This window comes from Streptomyces sp. NPDC098101 (assembly GCF_044760185.1).
Lineage (GTDB): Bacteria > Actinomycetota > Actinomycetes > Streptomycetales > Streptomycetaceae > Streptomyces.
In genome coordinates this window covers 979,320-999,106 of sequence record NZ_JBIWAS010000004.1, presented here as the reverse complement: position 1 = coordinate 999,106, position 19,787 = coordinate 979,320, and the positions used below count along the sequence as shown (strand labels likewise).

21 protein-coding genes and 1 riboswitch are annotated in these 19,787 nt (G+C 73.5%); of the genes, 11 read left to right on the top strand and 10 right to left on the bottom strand.

Features of this window, described 5'->3' with window-relative positions:
* Positions 1-148 precede the first annotated feature (148 nt).
* Both bldO and ACIQVI_RS22815 read left to right on the top strand, forming a co-directional pair.
* Complete coding sequence (gene bldO / locus ACIQVI_RS22820) at positions 149-766, top strand: whiB transcriptional repressor BldO (protein ID WP_183953352.1); 618 nt, start codon at positions 149-151, stop codon at positions 764-766.
* Positions 767-848: 82 nt separating this feature from the next.
* Positions 849-2,357 carry a DNA polymerase IV gene (locus ACIQVI_RS22815; RefSeq protein WP_403598658.1) on the top strand — a complete coding sequence of 503 codons (1,509 nt, stop codon included), beginning with the start codon at positions 849-851 and terminating at the stop codon, positions 2,355-2,357.
* 76 nt (positions 2,358-2,433) lie between these two features.
* Here the strand turns inward: ACIQVI_RS22815 and ACIQVI_RS22810 are convergent, their stop codons facing one another.
* Positions 2,434-2,811, bottom strand: coding sequence for a PRC-barrel domain-containing protein (locus ACIQVI_RS22810; RefSeq protein WP_351969914.1), 378 nt, complete (start codon positions 2,809-2,811; stop codon positions 2,434-2,436).
* 112 nt (positions 2,812-2,923) lie between these two features.
* Positions 2,924-3,023: riboswitch (glycine riboswitch) on the top strand.
* 178 nt (positions 3,024-3,201) lie between these two features.
* Here ACIQVI_RS22810 and gcvP point away from each other — a divergent pair.
* The gene (gene gcvP / locus ACIQVI_RS22805) at positions 3,202-6,087 is read left to right on the top strand and encodes an aminomethyl-transferring glycine dehydrogenase (RefSeq protein WP_403598655.1); all 2,886 of its coding nucleotides are present in this window, start codon (positions 3,202-3,204) and stop codon (positions 6,085-6,087) included.
* A gap of 99 nt (positions 6,088-6,186) precedes the next feature.
* On the opposite strand, the gene ACIQVI_RS22800 is transcribed toward gcvP, so the two are convergent.
* Together ACIQVI_RS22800 and ACIQVI_RS22795 are read right to left on the bottom strand one after the other, a co-directional pair.
* Positions 6,187-6,393 (bottom strand): DUF5999 family protein, encoded by a 207-nt coding sequence (locus tag ACIQVI_RS22800; protein WP_053648929.1) that lies wholly within the window; start codon positions 6,391-6,393, stop codon positions 6,187-6,189.
* 330 nt (positions 6,394-6,723) lie between these two features.
* Positions 6,724-7,314 carry a hypothetical protein gene (locus ACIQVI_RS22795; RefSeq protein ID WP_403598651.1) on the bottom strand — a complete coding sequence of 197 codons (591 nt, stop codon included), beginning with the start codon at positions 7,312-7,314 and terminating at the stop codon, positions 6,724-6,726.
* A gap of 480 nt (positions 7,315-7,794) precedes the next feature.
* Between ACIQVI_RS22795 and ACIQVI_RS22790 the strand changes: the two genes are divergently transcribed.
* Together ACIQVI_RS22790 and ACIQVI_RS22785 are read left to right on the top strand one after the other, a co-directional pair.
* Positions 7,795-9,294, top strand: coding sequence for a glutamate--cysteine ligase (locus ACIQVI_RS22790; protein WP_351969911.1), 1,500 nt, complete (start codon positions 7,795-7,797; stop codon positions 9,292-9,294).
* Positions 9,295-9,415: 121 nt separating this feature from the next.
* Positions 9,416-10,213, top strand: coding sequence for a CPBP family intramembrane glutamic endopeptidase (locus tag ACIQVI_RS22785; protein ID WP_403598648.1), 798 nt, complete (start codon positions 9,416-9,418; stop codon positions 10,211-10,213).
* A gap of 75 nt (positions 10,214-10,288) precedes the next feature.
* Here the strand turns inward: ACIQVI_RS22785 and ACIQVI_RS22780 are convergent, their stop codons facing one another.
* Entirely contained in the window at positions 10,289-11,098 is an 810-nt protein-coding gene (locus ACIQVI_RS22780) for a PhzF family phenazine biosynthesis protein (RefSeq protein WP_403598645.1), read from the bottom strand.
* 130 nt (positions 11,099-11,228) lie between these two features.
* Between ACIQVI_RS22780 and ACIQVI_RS22775 the strand changes: the two genes are divergently transcribed.
* Positions 11,229-11,564 (top strand): hypothetical protein, encoded by a 336-nt coding sequence (locus ACIQVI_RS22775; protein WP_403598642.1) that lies wholly within the window; start codon positions 11,229-11,231, stop codon positions 11,562-11,564.
* A gap of 8 nt (positions 11,565-11,572) precedes the next feature.
* Here ACIQVI_RS22775 and ACIQVI_RS22770 read toward each other — a convergent pair whose 3' ends face one another.
* The 4 genes from ACIQVI_RS22770 to ACIQVI_RS22755 are packed head-to-tail and all read right to left on the bottom strand — an operon-like array spanning position 11,573 to position 14,438.
* The gene (locus ACIQVI_RS22770) at positions 11,573-12,100 is read right to left on the bottom strand and encodes an SMI1/KNR4 family protein (RefSeq protein WP_351969908.1); all 528 of its coding nucleotides are present in this window, start codon (positions 12,098-12,100) and stop codon (positions 11,573-11,575) included.
* Complete coding sequence (locus ACIQVI_RS22765; RefSeq protein ID WP_403598638.1) at positions 12,097-12,708, bottom strand: hypothetical protein; 612 nt, start codon at positions 12,706-12,708, stop codon at positions 12,097-12,099. The genes ACIQVI_RS22770 and ACIQVI_RS22765 overlap by 4 nt, the downstream gene beginning before the upstream one ends.
* A 30-nt stretch (positions 12,709-12,738) precedes the next feature.
* Entirely contained in the window at positions 12,739-13,770 is a 1,032-nt protein-coding gene (locus ACIQVI_RS22760) for a MerR family transcriptional regulator (RefSeq protein ID WP_403598635.1), read from the bottom strand.
* A gap of 5 nt (positions 13,771-13,775) precedes the next feature.
* The gene (locus tag ACIQVI_RS22755; RefSeq protein WP_403598632.1) at positions 13,776-14,438 is read right to left on the bottom strand and encodes a HEAT repeat domain-containing protein; all 663 of its coding nucleotides are present in this window, start codon (positions 14,436-14,438) and stop codon (positions 13,776-13,778) included.
* A gap of 96 nt (positions 14,439-14,534) precedes the next feature.
* Here ACIQVI_RS22755 and ACIQVI_RS22750 point away from each other — a divergent pair, with 96 nt between their 5' ends.
* The gene (locus ACIQVI_RS22750; protein WP_403598629.1) at positions 14,535-14,969 is read left to right on the top strand and encodes a VOC family protein; all 435 of its coding nucleotides are present in this window, start codon (positions 14,535-14,537) and stop codon (positions 14,967-14,969) included.
* 175 nt (positions 14,970-15,144) lie between these two features.
* Positions 15,145-15,768 carry a PadR family transcriptional regulator gene (locus ACIQVI_RS22745; protein ID WP_161371250.1) on the top strand — a complete coding sequence of 208 codons (624 nt, stop codon included), beginning with the start codon at positions 15,145-15,147 and terminating at the stop codon, positions 15,766-15,768.
* Between the two features lie 88 nt (positions 15,769-15,856).
* On the opposite strand, the gene ACIQVI_RS22740 is transcribed toward ACIQVI_RS22745, so the two are convergent.
* Positions 15,857-16,081 (bottom strand): hypothetical protein, encoded by a 225-nt coding sequence (locus ACIQVI_RS22740; protein WP_121831622.1) that lies wholly within the window; start codon positions 16,079-16,081, stop codon positions 15,857-15,859.
* A gap of 198 nt (positions 16,082-16,279) precedes the next feature.
* On the opposite strand from ACIQVI_RS22740, the gene ACIQVI_RS22735 reads away from it, so the two are divergent.
* The 3 genes from ACIQVI_RS22735 (at position 16,280) to ACIQVI_RS22725 (ending at position 19,104) form a co-directional block, all read left to right on the top strand.
* A complete protein-coding gene (locus ACIQVI_RS22735) occupies positions 16,280-16,897 on the top strand; it encodes a Clp protease N-terminal domain-containing protein (RefSeq protein ID WP_403598624.1) in 618 nt (205 codons plus the stop codon).
* 41 nt (positions 16,898-16,938) lie between these two features.
* Positions 16,939-17,967: an EamA family transporter gene (locus ACIQVI_RS22730; RefSeq protein WP_403598621.1), complete on the top strand. Its 1,029-nt coding sequence runs from the start codon at positions 16,939-16,941 to the stop codon at positions 17,965-17,967.
* 174 nt (positions 17,968-18,141) lie between these two features.
* On the top strand, positions 18,142-19,104 hold the full coding sequence (locus tag ACIQVI_RS22725) for a DMT family transporter (RefSeq protein ID WP_403598618.1): 963 nt from the start codon (positions 18,142-18,144) through the stop codon (positions 19,102-19,104).
* Between the two features lie 16 nt (positions 19,105-19,120).
* On the opposite strand, the gene ACIQVI_RS22720 is transcribed toward ACIQVI_RS22725, so the two are convergent.
* On the bottom strand, positions 19,121-19,765 hold the full coding sequence (locus ACIQVI_RS22720) for an FMN-binding negative transcriptional regulator (RefSeq protein ID WP_403598615.1): 645 nt from the start codon (positions 19,763-19,765) through the stop codon (positions 19,121-19,123).
* Positions 19,766-19,787: the final 22 nt, after the last annotated feature.

The window sequence follows — 19,787 nt, the reverse complement described above, 5'->3', positions numbered from 1 at the left end:
GCATTCGAGTAGCCTTTCCCCGAAGAGAGACACGGGAAACCACTCTCAGGGTGATTATCACTCGGCGTGCCGAGTGTGGCGATCGTTGACGCACCCCGAGTGACTGCCTACCTTCGTGTGGGCAGGTCAAGGACGGAGGGTCGGCGTGATGAGCAGCGCGGACGGTACGGCGGGCAGCTCCCTCGGACGGGTGTCCGGGGAGAACGGTCCGTATCCGCTTCACGGCAGGGTGGGCGACTTCGGTACGGACGCCGGTACGGGCGCGGCCGACGAGGTGATCGGCTACCGCGGCCCCACGGCGTGCGCGGCCGCCGGCATCACCTATCGCCAGTTGGACTACTGGGCGCGCACCGGACTCGTGGAACCGAGCGTGCGGCCCGCGTACGGGTCGGGGACGCAGCGGCTCTACAGCTTCCGTGACGTCGTCGTCCTGAAGATCGTCAAGCGTTTCCTCGACACCGGGGTGGCCCTGCAGAACATCCGGGCCGCGGTGCAGCACCTGAGGGCCCGGGGCTTCCGGGACCTGGAGCGGATGACGCTCATGAGCGACGGGGCCACGGTCTACGAGTGCTCCTCGCCCGACGAGGTCGTCGACCTGCTCCAGGGCGGTCAGGGCGTCTTCGGCATCGCCGTCGGGGTGGTCTGGCGGGACGTGGAGGCGGCGCTCTCGCAGCTGCACGGGGAGCGGGTGGACACCGGCGAGACGCTCGTGGGGCACAACCCCGGCGACGAGCTGGCGCGGCGGCGACGGGACCGGGCGGTCTGAACCGGTTCCCCGGGCGGCTCCCGGGCCGGCCCCGTCGTGGGGCGGCCGGGCGTTGTCAGTGGCGTGGGGGAGCATCGGAGGCGTGAGAGCCGCGCCGACGATCCTGCATCTCGACATGGACGCCTTCTTCGCCGCCGCCGAGCAGGCGGCGAAGCCCAGCCTGCGCGGAAAGCCCGTGGTCGTGGGCGGGCTCGGGCCGCGGGGCGTGGTCGCCACCGCGTCGTACGAGGCGCGCCGCTTCGGGGTCCACTCGGCGATGCCGATGGGCCAGGCGCGGCGGCTCGCGCCGAACGCGGCCTATCTCGTGCCGCGCTTCGCCTTCTACCGGTCGATCAGCGAGCAGGTCATGCGGCTGCTCGGGAACCTCTCCCCGCTCGTGGAGCCCCTCAGCCTCGACGAGGCCTTCGTGGACCTGGAGGCGGGCGGCGTGGCCGGTGACACGGCGAGCGCGCGGGCCGTGGGGGAGCGGCTGCGGGCGGACATCCTCGCGACGACGGGGCTCACCGGGTCGGTGGGGCTCGCGGGGTCCAAGATGCTCGCGAAGATCGCCTCCGAGGAGGCGAAGCCGGACGGGCTCGTCCTGATGGAGCCGGGCACCGAGCGGGCGCTCCTCGGGCCGAAGTCCGTGCGGATCCTGCCCGGGGTCGGACCGGCGACCGGGGAGCACCTGCGGCGGGCCGGGATGACGACGGTGTCCGACCTCGCGGAGGCGGGCGAGGACGAGCTCGTACGGCTCCTGGGGCGGGCGCACGGGGCCTCGCTGTACCGGATGGCCCAGGGGCACGACGACCGGCCCGTGGTGGCCGAGCGGGACGCCAAGTCCGTCTCTGTCGAGGACACCTTCGCCGTGGACCTGCACGACCGGGTGCGGATCCGGGCCGAGGTGGAGCGGCTCGCGGAGCGGTGCGTGGGGCGGCTGCGGGCGTCGGGGCACTCGGGGCGGACGATCGTCCTGAAGGTGCGGAGGTTCGACTTCTCGACGCTGACCCGGTCCGAGACGCTGCGGGGGCCGACGGACGCGCTCGGGGTCGTGCGGGAGGCGGCGGGGCGGCTGCTCGACTCGGTGGACACGACGGGGGGCGTGCGGCTGCTCGGGGTGGGGGTGAGCGGGCTCGCGGACTATACGCAGGAGGATCTGTTCGCCCAGGAGGCGGAGGGGGAGGCGCGGGACGGGGCGGGCGTCGAGGCCGAGGACGTTCCGGTGGCGGGGGAGGCCGTGGCGGCCGAGCCGGCCGAGCGGTCCTGGGCGCCCGGGCACGACGTACGGCACGCGGTGTACGGGGCCGGGTGGGTGCAGGGGAGCGGGCTCGGACGGGTCACCGTGCGGTTCGAGGAACCGGGGTCGGCGCCGGGGCGGGTGCGGACCTTCGCGGTGGACGATCCGGAGCTGGAGACGGGGGAGGCGGTGCCGTTGGTACGGGGGCCGGTGCCGGGTGCGGGTCTTCCCGGGGGTGGTGCCGCGTCGTCGGCGGCTGCGGGTCGTGGGGGTGCGGGTTTGCCCGGGGGTGGTGCCGCGTCGTCGGCGGCTGCGGGTCGTGGGGGTGCGCCCGGCCTTGCGGCCGGGCAGGGTTCCCACCCGCACCACCCGTGACGGTGGGCGGGCAGAGGTGCGGGTCTTCCCATGGGTGGTTTCGCGCCGTCGGCGGCGGCCGGGCCGGGGTTCCCGGTCAGCTGCCTTCCTGGCCCGCCAGGCGGCCGAAGTCCTTGTCCGGGGGGTTCGGGTGGGGTGGCGGGGGGAGGGCGAGGCTGTAGTGGCGGTAGAGCTGGAGTTCCTGCTCCGGGGAGAGGTGGCGGCCCACGCCGAAGTCCGGGGCGTCCTTGATGAGGGCGCGTTCGAAGGGGATGTGGAGGCCGTCGTCGAGCAGGTCGCTCGGCTCCAGGGGGACGAAGGCGTCCCTGCTGAACAGGCCGGTGCGGACCGCGGCCCACTCCGGGACGCCGGTCGCGTCGTCGAGGTACACCTCGTCGACGGTCCCGATCTTGTGTCCGTTCCGGTCGTACGCCTTGCGGCCGATCAGGCTGCGCGGATCGATGTCGGTCTGCACGGTCCCTCCAACTGGTCGCAACTCCTCTACCCCCTACCAAAGGGCACATCCGGGATGTCGGCCACTTGAGCGAAGGGAGCCCCAACCGCGCTGGTAGGCTGGGTGTGGCTGTCGACCCCGTGCGGGAGAGTCCCCCGGAGAAACCTTCCGGTGGGCGCCGAAGGAGCAAATCCTCCCCGGAATCTCTCAGGCCCCTGTACCGCGCGGACGAGGTCACTCTGGAAAGCAGAGCGGATGTCCGACGGCATTCGCTCTCACCGACGGTGAAAGCCGGCGTGCCGCGAGGCGTGCCGGTGAAACTCTCAGGTTGAGATGACAGAGGGGGAGGCCGTCCGGGCACCCGCGCCGTGGTGCCCCTCGCAGGTCGTGACGACCAGGAGGCCTCCGTACATGACCGCCAACCGCATTCCGCTCTCCGAGCTCGAGCAGGGCATCCCGTTCGAGCAGCGGCACATCGGGCCCGACGCCGAGGCCCGGGCCAAGATGCTCGCCCAGGTCGGTTACGGCTCGCTCGACGAACTGACCGCCGCCGCGGTGCCGGACGTGATCAAGAACGCCGAGGCGCTGGGCCTGCCGGCCGCGCGCACCGAGGCCGAGGTGCTCGCCGAGCTGCGCACGCTCGCCGACCGCAACCAGGTCCTCGCGCCGATGATCGGCCTCGGCTACTACGGAACCTTCACCCCGCCGGTGATCCTCCGGAACGTGATGGAGAACCCCGCCTGGTACACGGCCTACACGCCGTACCAGCCGGAGATCTCCCAGGGCCGCCTGGAGGCCCTGCTGAACTTCCAGACCATGGTCGCCGACCTGACCGGCCTGCCCACCTCCGGCGCCTCCCTGCTCGACGAGGGCACCGCCGCCGCCGAGGCCATGGCGCTGTCCCGCCGCGTCGGCAAGGTCAAGAAGGGCGTCTTCCTGATCGACGCCGACGCCCTGCCGCAGACGATCGCCGTCATCGAGACCCGCGCCGAGCCGACCGGCGTCGAGGTCGTCGTCGCCGACCTGAGCGAGGGCATCCCGGCCGAGATCGCCGAGCGCGGTGTCTTCGGCGTGCTCCTGCAGTACCCCGGTGCCTCCGGCGCCGTCCGCGACATCAAGCCGCTGATCGACGCCGCCCACGAGCTCGGCGCGATCGTCACCGTCGCCGCCGACCTGCTCGCGCTCACCCTGCTCACCTCGCCCGGCGAGCTCGGCGCCGACATCGCCGTCGGCACCACCCAGCGCTTCGGCGTCCCGATGGGCTTCGGCGGCCCGCACGCCGGTTACATGGCCGTCCAGGACAAGCACGCCCGCTCCCTGCCCGGCCGCCTCGTGGGCGTCTCCGTCGACGCCGACGGCAACCGCGCCTACCGCCTGGCCCTCCAGACCCGCGAGCAGCACATCCGCCGCGAGAAGGCCACCAGCAACATCTGTACCGCTCAGGTGCTGCTCGCCGTCATGGCCGGCATGTACGCCGTCTACCACGGCCCCGAGGGCCTCAAGGGCATCGCCCGCCGCACCCACCGGTACGCCGCGATCCTTGCCGCCGGTCTGCGCGCCGGGGGCGTCGAGCTGACCGGGGACGTCTTCTTCGACACCCTCACCGCCCGCGTGCCCGGCAAGGCCGACGAGGTCGTGGCCGCCGCCCGCGAGGCCGGCGTGAACCTGTACCGCGTCGACGCCGACCGCGTGTCGGTCTCCTGCGACGAGACCACCACGCGCGAGCAGCTCGTCGCCGTCTGGGGCGCCTTCGGCGTCACCGCCGACGTCGAGGCCCTGGACGCCGCCACCGAGGACGTGCTGCCCGCCGGTCTGCTGCGCTCCGACGCGTACCTGACCCACCCGGTCTTCCACGCGCACCGCTCCGAGACCTCGATGCTGCGCTACCTGCGCCGCCTCGCGGACCGCGACTACGCGCTCGACCGCGGCATGATCCCGCTCGGCTCCTGCACGATGAAGCTGAACGCGACCACCGAGATGGAGCCGGTGACCTGGCCCGAGTTCGGCCAGATCCACCCCTTCGCCCCGGTCGAGCAGGCCCAGGGCTACGTCACGCTCATCACCGAGCTGGAGGAGCGCCTGGCCGAGGTCACCGGCTACGACAAGGTGTCGATCCAGCCCAACGCCGGTTCGCAGGGCGAGCTGGCCGGCCTCCTCGCCGTCCGCGCCTACCACCGGGCCAACGGCGACGAGCAGCGCACCGTCTGCCTCATCCCGTCCTCCGCGCACGGCACCAACGCCGCCTCCGCGGTGATGGCCGGCATGAAGGTCGTCGTGGTGAAGACCGCCGACGACGGCGAGGTCGACGTCGAGGACCTGCGGGCCAAGATCGCCCAGTACCGCGACGAGCTGTCCGTCCTGATGATCACGTACCCGTCCACGCACGGCGTGTTCGAGGAGCACGTCGCGGACATCTGCGCCGAGGTCCACGAGGCCGGTGGCCAGGTGTACGTCGACGGCGCCAACCTCAACGCCCTGGTGGGCCTGGCCAAGCCGGGTCACTTCGGCGGCGACGTCTCGCACCTCAACCTGCACAAGACCTTCTGCATCCCGCACGGCGGCGGCGGCCCCGGCGTCGGCCCGGTCGGCGTCCGCGCCCACCTCGCCCCGTACCTGCCGAACCATCCGCTCCAGCCCACCGCGGGCCCGGAGACCGGCGTCGGCCCGATCTCGGCCGCCCCGTGGGGCTCCGCCGGCATCCTGCCGATCTCCTGGTCGTACGTGCGCCTGATGGGCGGCGAGGGCCTCAAGCGCGCCACCCAGGTCGCGGTGCTCGCGGCGAACTACATCGCCAAGCGCCTGGAGCCGCACTTCCCGGTGCTCTACACCGGCCCGGCCGGTCTGGTCGCCCACGAGTGCATCGTGGACCTGCGCCCGCTGTCCAAGGCGACCGGCGTCACCGTCGACGACATCGCCAAGCGCCTGATCGACTACGGCTTCCACGCGCCGACGATGTCCTTCCCGGTGGCCGGCACGCTGATGATCGAGCCGACCGAGTCCGAGGACCTGACCGAGCTGGACCGCTTCTGCGACACGATGATCGCGATCCGGGCCGAGATCGAGAAGGTCGCCTCGGGCGAGTGGCCGGCGGACGACAACCCGCTGCACAACGCCCCGCACACCGCGGCCGCGCTCGGCGGCGAGTGGAACCACGCCTACACCCGGGACGAGGCGGTCTTCCCGGCCGGCGTCTCGGCCGCCGACAAGTACTGGCCGCCGGTGCGCCGCATCGACGGCGCCTTCGGCGACCGGAACCTGGTCTGCTCCTGCCCGCCGCTGGACGAGTACGACCACTGAGGGGCCGCGCCCTCGTGACGGGGGTTCCATGACCGGGGGCCGGTCCGGAGAGTTCTTCTCCGGGCCGGCCCCCGGGCTTCGGTCCCTCGTACGCGTTCCTCAGGCGGCGGTCGTCACCCGGCCCGCCGTGAGCGGCCGGTGCGGAGCGATGATCTGTCCGTCCGGCAGGAGTTCACCGGTGTCCTCGAAGAGCAGGACGCCGTTGCACAGCAGGCTCCAGCCCTGCTCCGGGTGGTGTGCCGTCAGTCGGGCCGCCTCCCGGTCGGCGGAGTCGGCGGTGGGACAGGCGGGCTGGTGCTGGCACATGGGTGGGTTCTTTCGCTGCGTCGTGGTGGATGTCCTGCGGCTCTGCGCGCTCATGGCCGCCCCGTCGGTCGGTTCGGTTCCGGTCCAAGTCTTGCCCCCGGGACGGACTTCCGCAGGGATTTCGCGGCAGCTCGTCCTCTCCGGGGAGGACGCGTCACTCCCACGGGCGGTTCAGCTCAACCACCCCGTCCCTTCGGGTGGTTCGGGGTGGCCCGAGCGGGCTAGTCCGTAAGGGAGGGGTGTTCGGGCGGCGCGTTCGGACGGGTGGTTCGGACAGCAGTGCGCCCCGTGACCCGCCCGGGTCACGGGGCGCGGCGCGCGTACGGTGGATCAGGCGGGCGCCGCCGAGCCCAGGAGGGGCGGCGGCGCGAGGCGCGTGCTGAGGACGGGCAGGAGGTCGGCGACCGGGTAGGGCCGGTGGGCCGCGATTCCCGGTGGCGCGGGGGCCATGGGTACCAACAGGTCGTCGGTGGCCGGAGCGACGGTGGTGTCGTCCGTCTCCGGGTCGGCGTGCAGCCAGAGGGTCAGCATGTACAGCTCCGGCACGGAGAGCAGCCGCGGCCGGTAGGTGGCCGGCAGCCCCTCGGCCTGGTGCAGGGCCCGTTCCGTGGCGGAGACGTACGGCCCCTCGAAGAAGTGCGAGAAGGACCAGCCGTCCGGGGTGAGCATGGTGTCCGCGGCGGCGATCGTCCGGTCCCCGTTCCGGATCAGGAAGCGCCATCCGGCGAGCCGGGTGCGGGGAGGGTGTCCCGGTGCTCCGGTGACGCCCAACACATGGACGGGCAGGGGGAGTTCAGGGCTCAGTGGTCCCTGCGCGGCCCGCAGGGCGGGTGTGCGCGCCTCACGGACGGCGGTCGGTGAGCCGAGCGCCGCGAGGACGCTGCGGAGGGCCGGCGCAGGGGCCGGGGAGGGTCGGAGCATGGTGGGTCGCCTCTCGCTCAGGAGACACGGTGACGCGTGGGCAGGTACGACGGCGCTGTCGGCGGCGGGGCCAGAGAGGGGCCATGGGGCCATGGCCGGGCGCCAACACTCTGCCTCGTCCGCGGAGTTTATACGACATGTGTTCACACAGTGTTTCCGCTAGACGTCGCCGATATTCCTGACAAGACATCATCAGGTCGTCATCGAGGGGCGTTCAAGAGGAATCAGAAGGACGATACCGTCCCCACCTGCGGATACCGCGAGGAGCCGGTCGGCTGAATTCCGACCCCGAATCCAGCGACAATATGACATTGGTATATGTCGTCTGTTCCATGCCCGTGGAATGTGCCGTTGGGGTGCTGCATCCAGCCTATCCTCCGACAGGCTCCCTCCGCAGGCGTTGTGGATCAAAGAGGTGGGCATCATGGTCCGTGACGCGCGGCCGCCGTGACGGCCGCCCACCCGGGGAAGGACGCTTCGATGGGCGAGAAGGTCGTGGCCGACGGGTTCGGCCCGTCCGACCGGCAGCAGTACCGGAGGAAACTCCAGCAATGTCTGGCGGGGCTCGCGAGGCTCCTGGCGGAGAAGAGGTTCGACCGGCCGCGCAATCTCATGGGCGTGGAGATCGAACTCAATCTCGCCGGTGCCGACGGCCTGCCCCGCATGTTGAACGGGCCGGTTCTCGAAAAGATCGCGAGCCCCGATTTCCAGACCGAACTCGGAATGTTCAATCTCGAAGTGAACATCGCTCCCCACCAGCTGGAAGGCCATGTATTCGGCCGGCTCGCGGAGGAGATCGGAGCCGGAATCGGGTACGCCGACCGCAAGGCGGCGGAGCTCGACGCGGGCGTCGTCATGATCGGCGTGCTGCCCACCCTCGAACAGCACGACCTGGTCCCCGAGAACCTGTCGGACAACGACCGCTACGCCCTCCTCAACGACCAGATACTCGCCGCACGGGGCGAGGACTTCATCCTCGACATCCACGGCGTCGAACACCTCCGGTGCACCTCGGAGTCGATCGTCCCCGAGGCCGCCTGCACCTCGGTCCAGCTCCACCTCCAGGTGACCCCGGCCAGGTTCGCCCCCGTCTGGAACGCGGCGCAGGCCGTCTCCGGGGTGCAGATCGCGCTCGGCGCCAACGCGCCCTTCGTCTTCGGCCGCGAGCTGTGGCGGGAGTCCCGCCCGCCGCTCTTCCAGCAGGCCACCGACACCCGGCCGCCCGAGCTGCAGGCCCAGGGGGTGCGGCCGCGCACCTGGTTCGGGGAGCGGTGGATCGACTCGGCGTACGACCTCTTCGAGGAGAACCTCCGCTACTTCCCCGCCCTCCTCCCGCTCCACGACGAGGAGGACCCGTTGCTCGTCCTCGACCGGGGCGGGGTGCCGCGCCTCCAGGAGCTCGTCCTGCACAACGGCACGGTCTACCGCTGGAACCGGCCGGTGTACGGCCTGGTCGACGGCGTCCCGCACCTGCGCGTCGAGAACCGGGTCCTGCCGGCCGGACCGACCGTGACGGACGTCATCGCGAACGCGGCCTTCTACTACGGCCTGGTGCGCGCGCTCGCCGACGAGCCCCGGCCCGTGTGGAAGCGGATGGCCTTCGAGGACGCCGAGGCCAACTTCGACGCGGCCTGCCGCCACGGCATCGAGGCGGAGCTGCGCTGGCCCCGGCCGGGACGCGCGGGCGGCGTCGCCACCCTGCCGGCGGTACGGCTCGTCCTCGACGAACTGCTGCCGCTCGCCGCGTCGGGGCTCGACGCCTGGCACGTCGAACCCGCCGACCGGGACTTCTACCTCGGGGTGATCGAGCAGCGCTGCCGGCTGCGGGTGAACGGCGCGTCCTGGCAGGTCGACACCTTCCACCGGGCCCTGGAGGCGGGCCTCGACCGGAAGACGGCGCTCGCGGCGACGACGCGCCGCTACCGGACGCTCATGCGGGAGGGGGAGCCGGTGCACACCTGGCCGGTGGGCATCCACTGACGCGCCTCCCGGCCCCCGTCCCCTTCCCGGGCGGCTCATGGGCGATCATGTCCAGACGGTTCGGGTCGTCCGGGCGGTGCCGTCCGGGAAGCGTGGCGTCCGGGAAGTGGAGACGGGTGTGGTGGCGGAGCAACGAGTAAGGGACGACCTGTCGTCTCCGGGGGAACCGCCGCGCGCGGTGCTGCGCTCCGAGACGCTCATCGTGCTCGCCCTCTCGCTCGGGGCGAGCGCGGTCTCGGCCCTCATCAGCTTCATCGGCTCGCTGACCAGGCCCGGGGCGCTGAAGGAGCAGGCGGCGACGCTCAACGGCTCGTACGCCCCCGGACGGCCCTGGCTCGACCTGTCCTGGCAGCTCTTCGGCATCGCCACGGCGCTCGTGCCGGTCGTCCTCGTCGCCCACCTCCTGCTGCGGGAGGGCTCCGGGCTGCGGGCCATCGGCTTCGACCGCACCCGCCCGTGGCCCGACCTCGGGCGCGGGGCGCTGGTCGCGGCGGGGATCGGGAGCGCCGGACTCGCCTTCTACCTGGCGGCGCGGGCGAGCGGGTTCAACCTGACGGTGGTGCCCGAGTCGCTGCCGGACGTGTGGTGGAAGTACCCCGTCCTCATCCTGTCGGCGATCCAGAACTCCGTCGTGGAGGAGGTGATCGTCGTCGGCTACCTGCTGCGCAGACTGGGGCAGTTGGGGTGGACGCCGATGGCCGCCCTGGTGGCCAGCTCGGTGCTGCGCGGCTCGTACCACCTCTACCAGGGCATCGGCGGCTTCATCGGCAACATGGTGATGGGCGTGGTCTTCGTCCTGCTGTACCGCCGATGGGGCCGGGTCGGACCGCTGGTCGTGGCGCACGCGCTGCTCGACATCGTGGCCTTCGTCGGGTACGGGCTGCTCGCGGGCAAGGTGGGGTGGCTGCCGACCGTGTGACGGGAGGCCGCTCACGGCGAAGGGGCGTACGGGATCTCCTCCGTACGCCCCTTCCGTCGTCGTGCTTCCGGCCGGTCAGGCGTGCAGGTCGCCCTCGATGACCGTGACGGCACGGCCGCCGAGGAGGGTGCGGTCGCCGCGCAGCCGGGTGCGGACGAGGCCGGTGCGGGCGCCGCCCTGGAGGCCGGTGAGGTCGTCGCGGCCGAACCGGGCCGACCAGTAGGGGGCGAGCGCGGTGTGGGCGCTGCCGGTCACCGGGTCCTCGTCGATGCCGACGGCCGGGAAGAAGCCGCGCGAGACGAAGTCGTAGCCGCCGTCCGGACGTTCGGCGGCGGCGGTCACGATGGTCCCGCGCGAGGACATGCCCTTCAGGGCGGTGAGGTCGGGAGCGAGGGAGCGGACGGCGGCCTCGTCGCGCAGCTCGACGACGAGGTCCCCGATGTGGGCCCCGGTGTCGTGGACGGCGAGGACCTCGGAGCCGAGTGCCTTCTCCAGGCCGTCGGGACCGGGCACGGGGACGAGGGGCGAGGTCGGGAAGTCCATCGTGATCGTCCCGTCGGCCTCGGCGGTGGCGCCGAGGACGCCGCAGCGGGCCGCGAAGCGGACGGTGCCGGTCGCGGCGCCGGTGGTGTGCAGGACGTGGGCCGTGGCCAGGGTGGCGTGGCCGCACATGTCGACCTCGGTGGTCGGCGTGAACCAGCGCAGCGCCCAGTCGGCCCCGCCGCCGGAGGGCAGCGGGTGCGCGAAGGCGGTCTCGGAGAGGTTGACCTCGGCGGCGACCTTCTGGAGCCAGGCGTCCTCCGGGAAGGAGTCGAGGAGGAGGACCCCCGCGGGGTTGCCGGAGAAGGGCCGGTCGGTGAAGGCGTCGACGATTCGGATGCGCATGGCGCCGACGGTACCGGGGGCGGATTTCCGGCGGCCAAGGCCAATCGCGGAGAACTGGACCGGCCGGTCCGCGCGTCGTTGCGGAGGGGGCGCGCGGGGTGTCCGCCGCGAGCGGCCTCGGGGGGCTTCGATGATGTTCGGGTACGCGGACGACTGGTGGGTCCTGTTCCTCTACCCGGTCCTGCTGTGGGTGCCGTTCGGGCCCTTCCTGATGGGGGCCGCGGGGGCGTGGTGCGCGGCCCGGCCCGGCCCGAAGCCCCGGCTGTGGTCGGTGCTGCTCCCGCTGGTGCCGGTGGGGGTCTCCACGGCCGTGATGCTCCTGCCGCTGGACCAGGAGAAGCGCACCGAGGACCTGGTCGGCTACGCCGCCGTGTACATCGGGGGCATCACGGTCCTGCCCTGGCTCCTCGGGTACGGGATCACCCGCCTGGTCCGGGCGGTCCGGGCGCGGCGGGACGGTCCTTGAGGGCCGGGTCAGCCGCAGAGCTTCGCGATGACGTCGTCGAAGCCGGGGAACTCCCGGGCGGCCCGCTCGATCAGGTCGGCCGCCGGGGCCCGGAGGCCCGGTGCGTACCGCTCCGCGACGGCGGTCAGTTCGGGGTGGGGGTACGAGGCGGGTACGGGCCCGTACGGGTTGGTCGCCTCCCAGGGGCCGACGCCGTCGGCCAGCAGCCACAGGAAGGAGCCCAGGTCGCGCGCGACGACGCCGGTCTCGCCCTCGGAGCCGAGGAAGACGACGGGCTGCCCGTCCGGCGCCCGGTCCGGGCGGACCAGCCAGAACGCGGCGTACCCGCCGGTGCCGTCCTGCCCGAACACGCGGAAGTCCTCGCCGGTGAGCTGCTCGTTCCCGGTCCACGCGCGGATCCACTCGGTGGTCTCGCCGGAGGGGAGGAAGGCGGGGAAGGGCTCGAAGTCGACGCCGTCACCACCGGTGTGCGCGGACCGGACCGCCAGGGCGGCGGCGAGCGCGGGAGGGAAGCGGAGGTCTTCGTCGGGCGTCACGCGGTCAGGGTATCGACCTGCGGTGGCGGGGTGAGGCCGAGGTAGGACGGGAGGTCCTCCAGCGTGCCGGGACCGGTGAAGAACGCCTCCGCGGCGGCCAGTTCCCTCGCGAATCCGGGCGCGCGTTCTTCGAGTACCTCTTCCAGGGGCCGTCGTGCGGGCCGGTCGCGGGCGGAGGCGTTGAGGTCGGTGACGGTCACCAGCATCAGCCGCTGCCACTGTTCGCCCTGCTCGGCGAGCGCGTAGATGCCGGACAGCAGGTCGGCCGCGCCGAAGGGCCGGGTGAGGGAGGAGGGGTCCGTGCCCACGACGGGACGGAGTTCCCAGCCCCCGGCCCGGGCGGCGAGCCGCAGCACGCCGGCCCAGTTCTCGATCCTGCCGAGCCGCACGTGGACCGACGCGCCGGTGTGCGGGGGCAGGAGGCCGCCGTGCAGGGGGTTGGTGGCCGCCACCACGTCGGCCAGGACCGGGCCCTCGGTCTCCGTCGGGGTCCACCGCCCCTCCTGCCGGGCCTCCAGGGCGGTGTACGTCCAGTCCTCGGCCGCGGCCAGGCGGGACGCGAAGTCCGCCGGGCCGTTGAGCGGTGCGTACGGGTACTCGGTGATCACGCCGTCCAGTATCCGGCGCCGGGGGGCGCGTCAGCGCCGGTCGCGCAGTCCGAGGACGTACGTCGCGGTGAGGGCGACGGTGCGGTCCTCGTCGTGCGACAGGGCCGCGAGGGCGCGGGACGCCGTGGGGCCCGGGATGTCCGCGAGGGTCTGGACCAGCCGCCGGCGTGCGGGCGGTCCGGCGGCGGCGCGGGCGAGGTGGTCGACGAGGCCGGTGGCGATGCGGTCCGCGAGTACGGGGTCGCTCGCCAGCGCGCTCAGCGCGTCGGCCGCGTCGACGTCGTTCGTCTCCGCGGCCCCCTTCGCCCTCTCCGTCTCGCCCACGGCCATGGCGACGAGCGTCGGGATCGCGTCGGCCACTCCCCGGGTCCCGAGCGCCAGGGCCGCGTACCGGCGGACCGTGACGTCGGGGTGGGCGAGGGCGTCCCGCAGGAGTGCGGTCGCCTCGTCGCCCGGGAGCTCGGCGAGGGACAGGACGGCGCGTTTGCGCACCTCGGCCGCGGGGGAGCCGAGGCCTTCCGCGAGGAGGGCCGGAGCGTCCTCGCCCGCTCGTACGAGGGCCCAGCGGAGGGCTCCGGCGACGTTCGGGTCCGATTCGTTCAGTACGGCCTCGACCAGCGCCTCCACCGGCAGGGGGGCCTCCCCTGACGTGGCCAGGGCCGCGCGCTGGCGCGTGTCCGCGCTCTTCGACCCCAGCGCCCGGAGCAGCGCGACGGTCTGGAGGACGTCCTCCCAGCCGGCGGGTTCGGCGGCGCCGATCCGGCGCAGGCGCGTGAGCAGTTCGGTCTCCGCCGCGATGCGGTCCCGCGTCCGGCGGGCGAGGTCCTCGACCAGCTCGGTGGGCGCGAAGCCGGGATCGTCGAGGGCGCGTCCGACCTCGCGCAGCGACAGGCCCAGCGACCGCAGGCTCTCGATGTGGAAGATCCGCCGGATGTCCTCGTCGGAGTACTCCCGGTAGCCGGAGCCGGTGCGGCCGGTCGGGCGGACCAGGCCGAGCGACTCGTAGTGCCGGAGCATCCGGGCGCTGACCCCGGACCGCCGGGCCACGTCACCGATCAACACGCCCGTCACCCCTCCTGTCCGGCCCCGCCCAGGGCCACGACGCGCTTCGCCTCCTCGACCGCGAACTCGAACCCGGCGTCCGGGTCGCGCCACAACCGCTCCGTGGCGATCGCGTGCGCGCGCACGTGGGGGCCGGGGTCCGTCGCCGCGGCGGCGAGGACCGGCAGCATAGGCTCCCCGAGCGCGATCAGCGCCCGGCTGAGGCTCAGCCGCGTCTCGCGTCCGCCGCGTCCGAGCTGCGTGGCCAACGCTACGGCCAGCTCGTGCTCCCCGCCCTCGGGCACCAGGACGACCGCCGCCCGCCAGGCGCTCCGGGCCACCTCGTCGTCGGCGTCGGACAGCAGCGCCGGGGTGATCACCGGCCACGCCCGCCGGTCCCCGATCTTGGACAGGGTGTGCAGCGCCTGGCTCCTGGCCCGCGCGCTTCCCGAGCGGACCTCGGGGAGCAGCTTCGGGACCGTCGCCGACGGCGGATGACGGGTGAGCGCCCACGTCAGCATCTCGCGTACGGAGAAGTCGGGTTCGACCGCGCACCGTCCGACCAGCCCGTCCACGGCCTCCGGGTCCGGGGCCGTGCCGACCGCCAGGGCCGCCCGCAGCCGGACCGACGGGTCGTCGCTCTCCAGGGCGCGCAGGGCCCGCGCCGTCTCCTCGTTCACCGTGGTCATCGGGACCACCTCCTCGACGCCAGTGAAGGGCTTGCCACGGTGTCAAGGTCAAATATTGGCTTTCTGGCGGACCGCGCGTGCCCCTAGGGTGTGCCGATGGCAACGATCAGGGAAGTCCAGGTCACCTTCGACTGCGCGGACCCCGCGCGCATGGCCCGCTTCTGGTGCGAGGTGCTGGGCTACGTCCTGCCGCCGGTGCCGCAGGGGTTCGACACGTGGGACGACTACCACCGCTCGCTGCCGGACGGGCACGAGGTCAAGTGGTTCGCCTGCGTCGATCCCTCGGGCAAGGGCCCGCGGCTGTTCTTCCAGCGCGTCCCCGAGGGCAAGACCGCCAAGAACCGGGTCCACCTCGACGTCCGGGCCGGCACCGGCCTGGTGGGCGAGGAGCGCCTCGGCACGCTCCAGGCGGAGTGCGCGCGGCTGGTCGAGTTGGGCGCGGTCCATCTGTACACGCTGTTCGCCGACGAGGAGAACGAGTCCTGCATCGCGATGCAGGACATCGAGGGCAACGAGTTCTGTCTGGACTGAGGTCCACGAAGGCGCCCCCCTATGGCCGGGGGCGCTTTCTTTTTGCCCGTGAGTCGAACTGGTGTTCGGTTTCTGTCCGCCATCTCTCCGGCTTCTTGCTTACCGAACAGTTCCGATATATCGTTGAGCCATCGCGATGGTTCGTAGAAGAAATCCCGATGGAAGGAGCGTTGCGATGCGTTCACATGGACACGAGTACGGAAACGGACACGGGGCCGGTCATGGAGGCCGTGGCCCCGGAGGCCGGGGAGACTTCGAGGGGCGGCGTGCCGCGTTCGGGCCCTTCGGGCCCGGGTTCGGCGGCGGGCCGTTCGGCGGTGGCCCCTTCGGGGGCCGGGGTCGCGGTGGCGGCCGGGGACGGGCGCGGCGCGGTGACGTGCGGGCCTCGATCCTGGCGCTCCTGAAGGACCGCCCGATGCACGGCTACGAGATGATCCGCGAGATCGGCGAGCGCAGCGACGGGGCCTGGAAGCCCAGTCCCGGCTCCGTCTACCCCACCCTCCAGCTCCTGGAGGACGAGGGGCTGATCACCAGCGCGAGCGAGGGTGGCAAGAAGCTGTTCACGCTCACCGACTCCGGGCGCGCCGAGGCCGAGAACGGGCCCGAGGCTCCCTGGGAGGAGGCCGGGCGCGGGGTCGACTGGGACGCCGTGAACGAGATCCGGCAGGCCGGCTTCGGCCTGATGGAGGCGTTCGGGCAGGTCTGGAAGACCGGCAGCCCCGAGCAGCGCGAGAAGGCGGTCGCCGTGATCAACGAGGCCCGCAAGAAGCTGTACCTGATCCTGGCCGACGAGCACTGAGGCAAGGGGGGAAGGGGCCCGCGGCGACTGCCGCGGGCCCCTTCTTCCGTTCCCCCGCCCCCTTGGGGTTTTCCGTTCCCCCGGACCCTCAGGACCGGTGGACCGTCAGCTCCGCCGCGGTCGGGCCCGTCCCGCCGCCGATCCACCAGATCTCCGCCGCGTCGAAGCTGTCGGAGGCGCGCGGCGCCCCGTCCTCCTCGTGGCAGTGGAACGCGGCCCAGAACAGATCGGCGGGCAGCGCCTCCCGGGGCGCGTACACCCGGTACACGTACTGCCGCCCGTCGAGCGCGAGCAGGCCCACCATCCAGAACACGTGCGGAAGGACGTGCGCGGAGGGGGTCGTGGTTGCAGGAGGGGCGCGAGGCAAGGCGGCGCGCGCCTCCCGGGGCGTGTCGCGCGCGATCTCCTCCGCAAGGAGGAGGAACCGGACGCCCGTACCCGACTCCGGTGGGACGCGGACATGCTCCTCTCCGGTGATGTTCCGGCCGTTCCGGCCTGATGAGGTGGAAGGGTGCACAGTCCCGTCCCGCGTCCCCCGTCGTTCCGGCCGCCCGCAGTCCCGCGCGCGGAGCTCACCCCCTACCTGACGCCGTCGCTCGCGGCGGCCGTCTCGGGCGCGCGCCGCAGGGCCCTCCGGGACGGGGACCGCCAGATCGACACCGCGCACCTGCTGCACTCGCTCGTCGAGTCCGACCCCGAGGCCGCCGCCGCGTTCGAGGGCCGCGAGCAGCTCGCCCGCGTCCTCGGCTACCTCGTCCAGCGGTCCATCGGCTACGGCCTGCGCTGGCAGCGCTCCGTCGAGGACTCGACGGCCCGGCGCCTGCTGCCCGCGACGCGCGGGACCGACCTCCGGAACGCCCGGACCCCCGGCTGGTCGCCCGCCGCCACCGCCGCCCTGGAGGGAGCCCTCCGCCGGGCCGCCGGGCGCGGCGAGCCGCAGGCCCGGGGCGTCGACCTGCTCGCCGTCGTCGCCGCCGACCCCGAGAGCCGGGCCGTCGAGGTGCTGCGCCGCGCCGGGGTCGACCCGGCCGCCCTGGCCGCCCGCGCCGACCTCGCCGCCGCCCCGTGCGAGGCCCTCGACCGCGCGGGCGATCCGGCCCGCCACGAGGGGCCGTCTCAACAGGTGTAACGGGGCTTACGCCCCTGACGGCGCCCTGTCATGATGACCCCATGCACGCGTCTCAGGGGAGAAGCGCCGGCCTGGGACTCGCCCTGGCCTCGGCCTTCGCATTCGGTGGTTCGGGAGTGGCGGCCAAGCCGCTCATCGAGGCGGGGCTCGACCCGCTCCACGTCGTCTGGCTCCGGGTCGCCGGCGCCGCGCTCGTCATGCTGCCGGTGGCCTGGCGCCACCGGGACCTCCTGCGCCGCAAACCCGCCCTCCTCGTGGGCTTCGGCCTGCTCGCCGTCGCCGGTGTCCAGGCCTTCTACTTCGCCTCGATCTCCCGCATCCCGGTCGGCGTCGCCCTCCTCGTCGAGTACCTCGCCCCGGCCCTCGTCCTCGGCTGGGTCCGCTTCGTCCAGCGCCGGCCCGTCACCCGCGCCGCCGCCTTCGGCGTCGTCCTCGCCGTCGGCGGGCTCGCGTGCGTCGTGCAGGTCTGGTCCGGACTGGGCTTCGACCTCCTCGGCCTCCTCCTCGCGCTCGCCGCCGCCTGCTGCCAGGTCGGCTACTTCGTCCTCTCCGACCAGGGCGCCGACGAGGCCGAGCCGGCCGACCCGGTCGGCGTCATCGCGTACGGACTGCTCATCGGCGCGCTCGTCCTCACCGTCGTGGCCCGGCCGTGGGGCATGGACTGGGCGGTCCTCGGCGGCCGCGCCACCATGGACGACGCCAGTGTGCCCGCCTGGCTGCTGCTCGGCTGGATCGTGCTGATCGCCACCGTCTTCGCCTACACCACCGGGGTCGTCTCGGTGCGCCGGCTCTCCCCGCAGGTGGCGGGCGTCGTGGCCTGCCTGGAGGCCGTCATCGCGACCGTCCTGGCCTGGGTCCTGCTCGGCGAGCACCTGGGCGTGCCGCAGATCGCCGGCGGGGCGGTGGTCCTCGTCGGCGCCTTCATCGCCCAGTCCTCGACGCCGAAGGCGCCGCCGTCCGGGCCCGTGGCCGGTGGGACGGGCGACGCGGGCGGGGCCGGGGGCGAACCTGAGGCGGACGCGGAGGCCGCCCGGGGCGCCGGGTTGTCCGCCGGACGGACCGCCCCGTAGGGTGCCGATCATGCATTCGACCGTGCTTCCGCCTCCCGCCGCCTAGCGCGCGGGGGACCCTTCCCGACGAAGACCGGGCCCGGGCGGCGATCCCCCGCCGCCGGGCGGTTCGTCGCTGCCCGCGCGCGGAGTCCAGCGACCACCCTTCCCTCCCGTCTTCCACGGAGAAGTCACGTGTCGAACTCCTCGGGATCCGCCCTGTCCGTCGGGCGGAGCCTCTTCTATCTGATCGTCGCCGGGATCGCCTGGGGCACGGCCGGTGCCGCCGCCTCGCTGATCTTCCGCGTCAGCGACATGGGTCCCCTGGCCCTCTCCTTCTGGCGCTGCGCCGGCGGCCTGGTCCTGCTGCTCGGCGCCCTCGCCCTGCGGTCCCGGCGGGCGGCCGTCCCCGCCGTGAAGGAGCCGCGCCGCCGGAGGGCGGTCCGCGTCCTCGGCACCGGCGTCGGGCTCACCGTCTTCCAGAGCGCCTACTTCGCCGCCGTCGAGGCCACGGGCCTGGCCGTCGGCACCGTCGTCACCCTCGGCGCGGGCCCCGTCCTCATCGCGCTCGGCGCCCGCCTCGCCCTGGGCGAGCGCCTGGGCCGGGGCGGGACCCTCGCCGTCGTCGGGGCGCTCGCCGGGCTCGTCGTCCTCGTCCTGGGCGGCGGCACCGCCGAGGTGCGCCCCCTCGGCGTCGCCCTCGCGGTCGTCTCGGCGGCCGGATACGCGGCGATCACCCTGCTCACCCGCCGCCTCGGCCGCGACGGCGGCGGCGCGGACGCCCTGACGACGACCGCCTGGGCCTTCGCGATCGGAACCGCCGGGCTGCTGCCCGCGGCGCTCGCGGAGGGGATCGTCCCGCACACCGGGGCGCCGCTGGGCGTGCTGCTCCTCCTCGTGTACGTGGCGGCGGTGCCGACCGCGCTCGCCTACGCGCTGTACTTCGCCGGAGCGGCCGTCGTCCGGGCCGCCACCGTCTCCGTGATCATGCTCCTGGAGCCGGTGAGCGCCGCCCTGATCGCGGTCTCGCTCCTCGGCGAGCGGCTCACCGCCGCGATCGTGCTCGGCACGCTGCTGCTGCTCGCGGCCGTCGCGGGCCTCGCCCTCGCGGAGACGCGGACGGCGGTGGAACGCAGGCGGGAGGCCGCGGCCGTGTAGGGCCCGGCCCGGGGCGTCAGTCGGCCGCGAGGCGGCGCAGCTGGTGGGTCCGGGCCTCCCGGTCGCCGGGCCCGGCGCGTTCCGAGAGGTGCTGGGCGACGCGCTCGCGGACCTCTCGGGGCTTGTTGCCCGCGTACTTGAACTTGGCCCGTACGTCGTTCACTTCGAGGTCGAGGACGCGGATGCCCGACAGGAGGCGGCCGAACGGCACCTCGCCGGGTGCGGCGGGCGCGGTGCCGCCCTCCGGCTGGAAGTGGGCGACCTGGCGGTTGAGGAGCGCGGCCTTCTCCGCCGGGTCGTCGACCACGCGCGCGGTGCAGCGCAGCTGGACGGCGGCGTAGTACGAGGTCGGCGTGCCGTGCTCGGGCGGGGCGCCCTCGGCGGCCGTCCAGTGGCCCGGCACGAAGACGTAGTCGTCGACCACGCTCAGGAGCACCGCGGGGCTCGCCTCCAGGGCCCGCCAGAGCGGGTTGGGCCGGGCCAGATGGATCAGGACGCGGCCGTGGGAGCCGGGCTCCGGTTCGTACAGGAAGTGCGTCGGCTGCACCCACGGCGGTTCGCCCGGCGGGCCGTTGACGGCGAGCTGGCCGAAGTCGTGCCGGGAGAGCCACGCGCGCCACTCGTCCTCGTCGCGGGCCGCGTCCCAGGGGTGGATCAGCATCGTTCGTGCGTCCCTTCGCCCG

Bases quoted from the DNA above. Each gene is read 5' to 3' on its own strand.
- bldO (WP_183953352.1), top strand. From the start codon at position 149: ATGAGCAGCGCGGACGGTACGGCGGGCAGCTCCCTCGGACGGGTGTCC.
- gcvP (WP_403598655.1), top strand. From the start codon at position 3,202: ATGACCGCCAACCGCATTCCGCTCTCCGAGCTCGAGCAGGGCATCCCG.
- ACIQVI_RS22800 (WP_053648929.1), bottom strand. From the start codon at position 6,393: ATGTGCCAGCACCAGCCCGCCTGTCCCACCGCCGACTCCGCCGACCGG.
- ACIQVI_RS22795 (WP_403598651.1), bottom strand. From the start codon at position 7,314: ATGCTCCGACCCTCCCCGGCCCCTGCGCCGGCCCTCCGCAGCGTCCTC.
- ACIQVI_RS22790 (WP_351969911.1), top strand. From the start codon at position 7,795: ATGGGCGAGAAGGTCGTGGCCGACGGGTTCGGCCCGTCCGACCGGCAG.
- ACIQVI_RS22780 (WP_403598645.1), bottom strand. From the start codon at position 11,098: ATGCGCATCCGAATCGTCGACGCCTTCACCGACCGGCCCTTCTCCGGC.
- ACIQVI_RS22775 (WP_403598642.1), top strand. From the start codon at position 11,229: ATGATGTTCGGGTACGCGGACGACTGGTGGGTCCTGTTCCTCTACCCG.
- ACIQVI_RS22755 (WP_403598632.1), bottom strand. From the start codon at position 14,438: ATGACCACGGTGAACGAGGAGACGGCGCGGGCCCTGCGCGCCCTGGAG.
- ACIQVI_RS22750 (WP_403598629.1), top strand. From the start codon at position 14,535: ATGGCAACGATCAGGGAAGTCCAGGTCACCTTCGACTGCGCGGACCCC.
- ACIQVI_RS22745 (WP_161371250.1), top strand. From the start codon at position 15,145: ATGCGTTCACATGGACACGAGTACGGAAACGGACACGGGGCCGGTCAT.
- ACIQVI_RS22730 (WP_403598621.1), top strand. From the start codon at position 16,939: ATGCACGCGTCTCAGGGGAGAAGCGCCGGCCTGGGACTCGCCCTGGCC.
- ACIQVI_RS22720 (WP_403598615.1), bottom strand. From the start codon at position 19,765: ATGCTGATCCACCCCTGGGACGCGGCCCGCGACGAGGACGAGTGGCGC.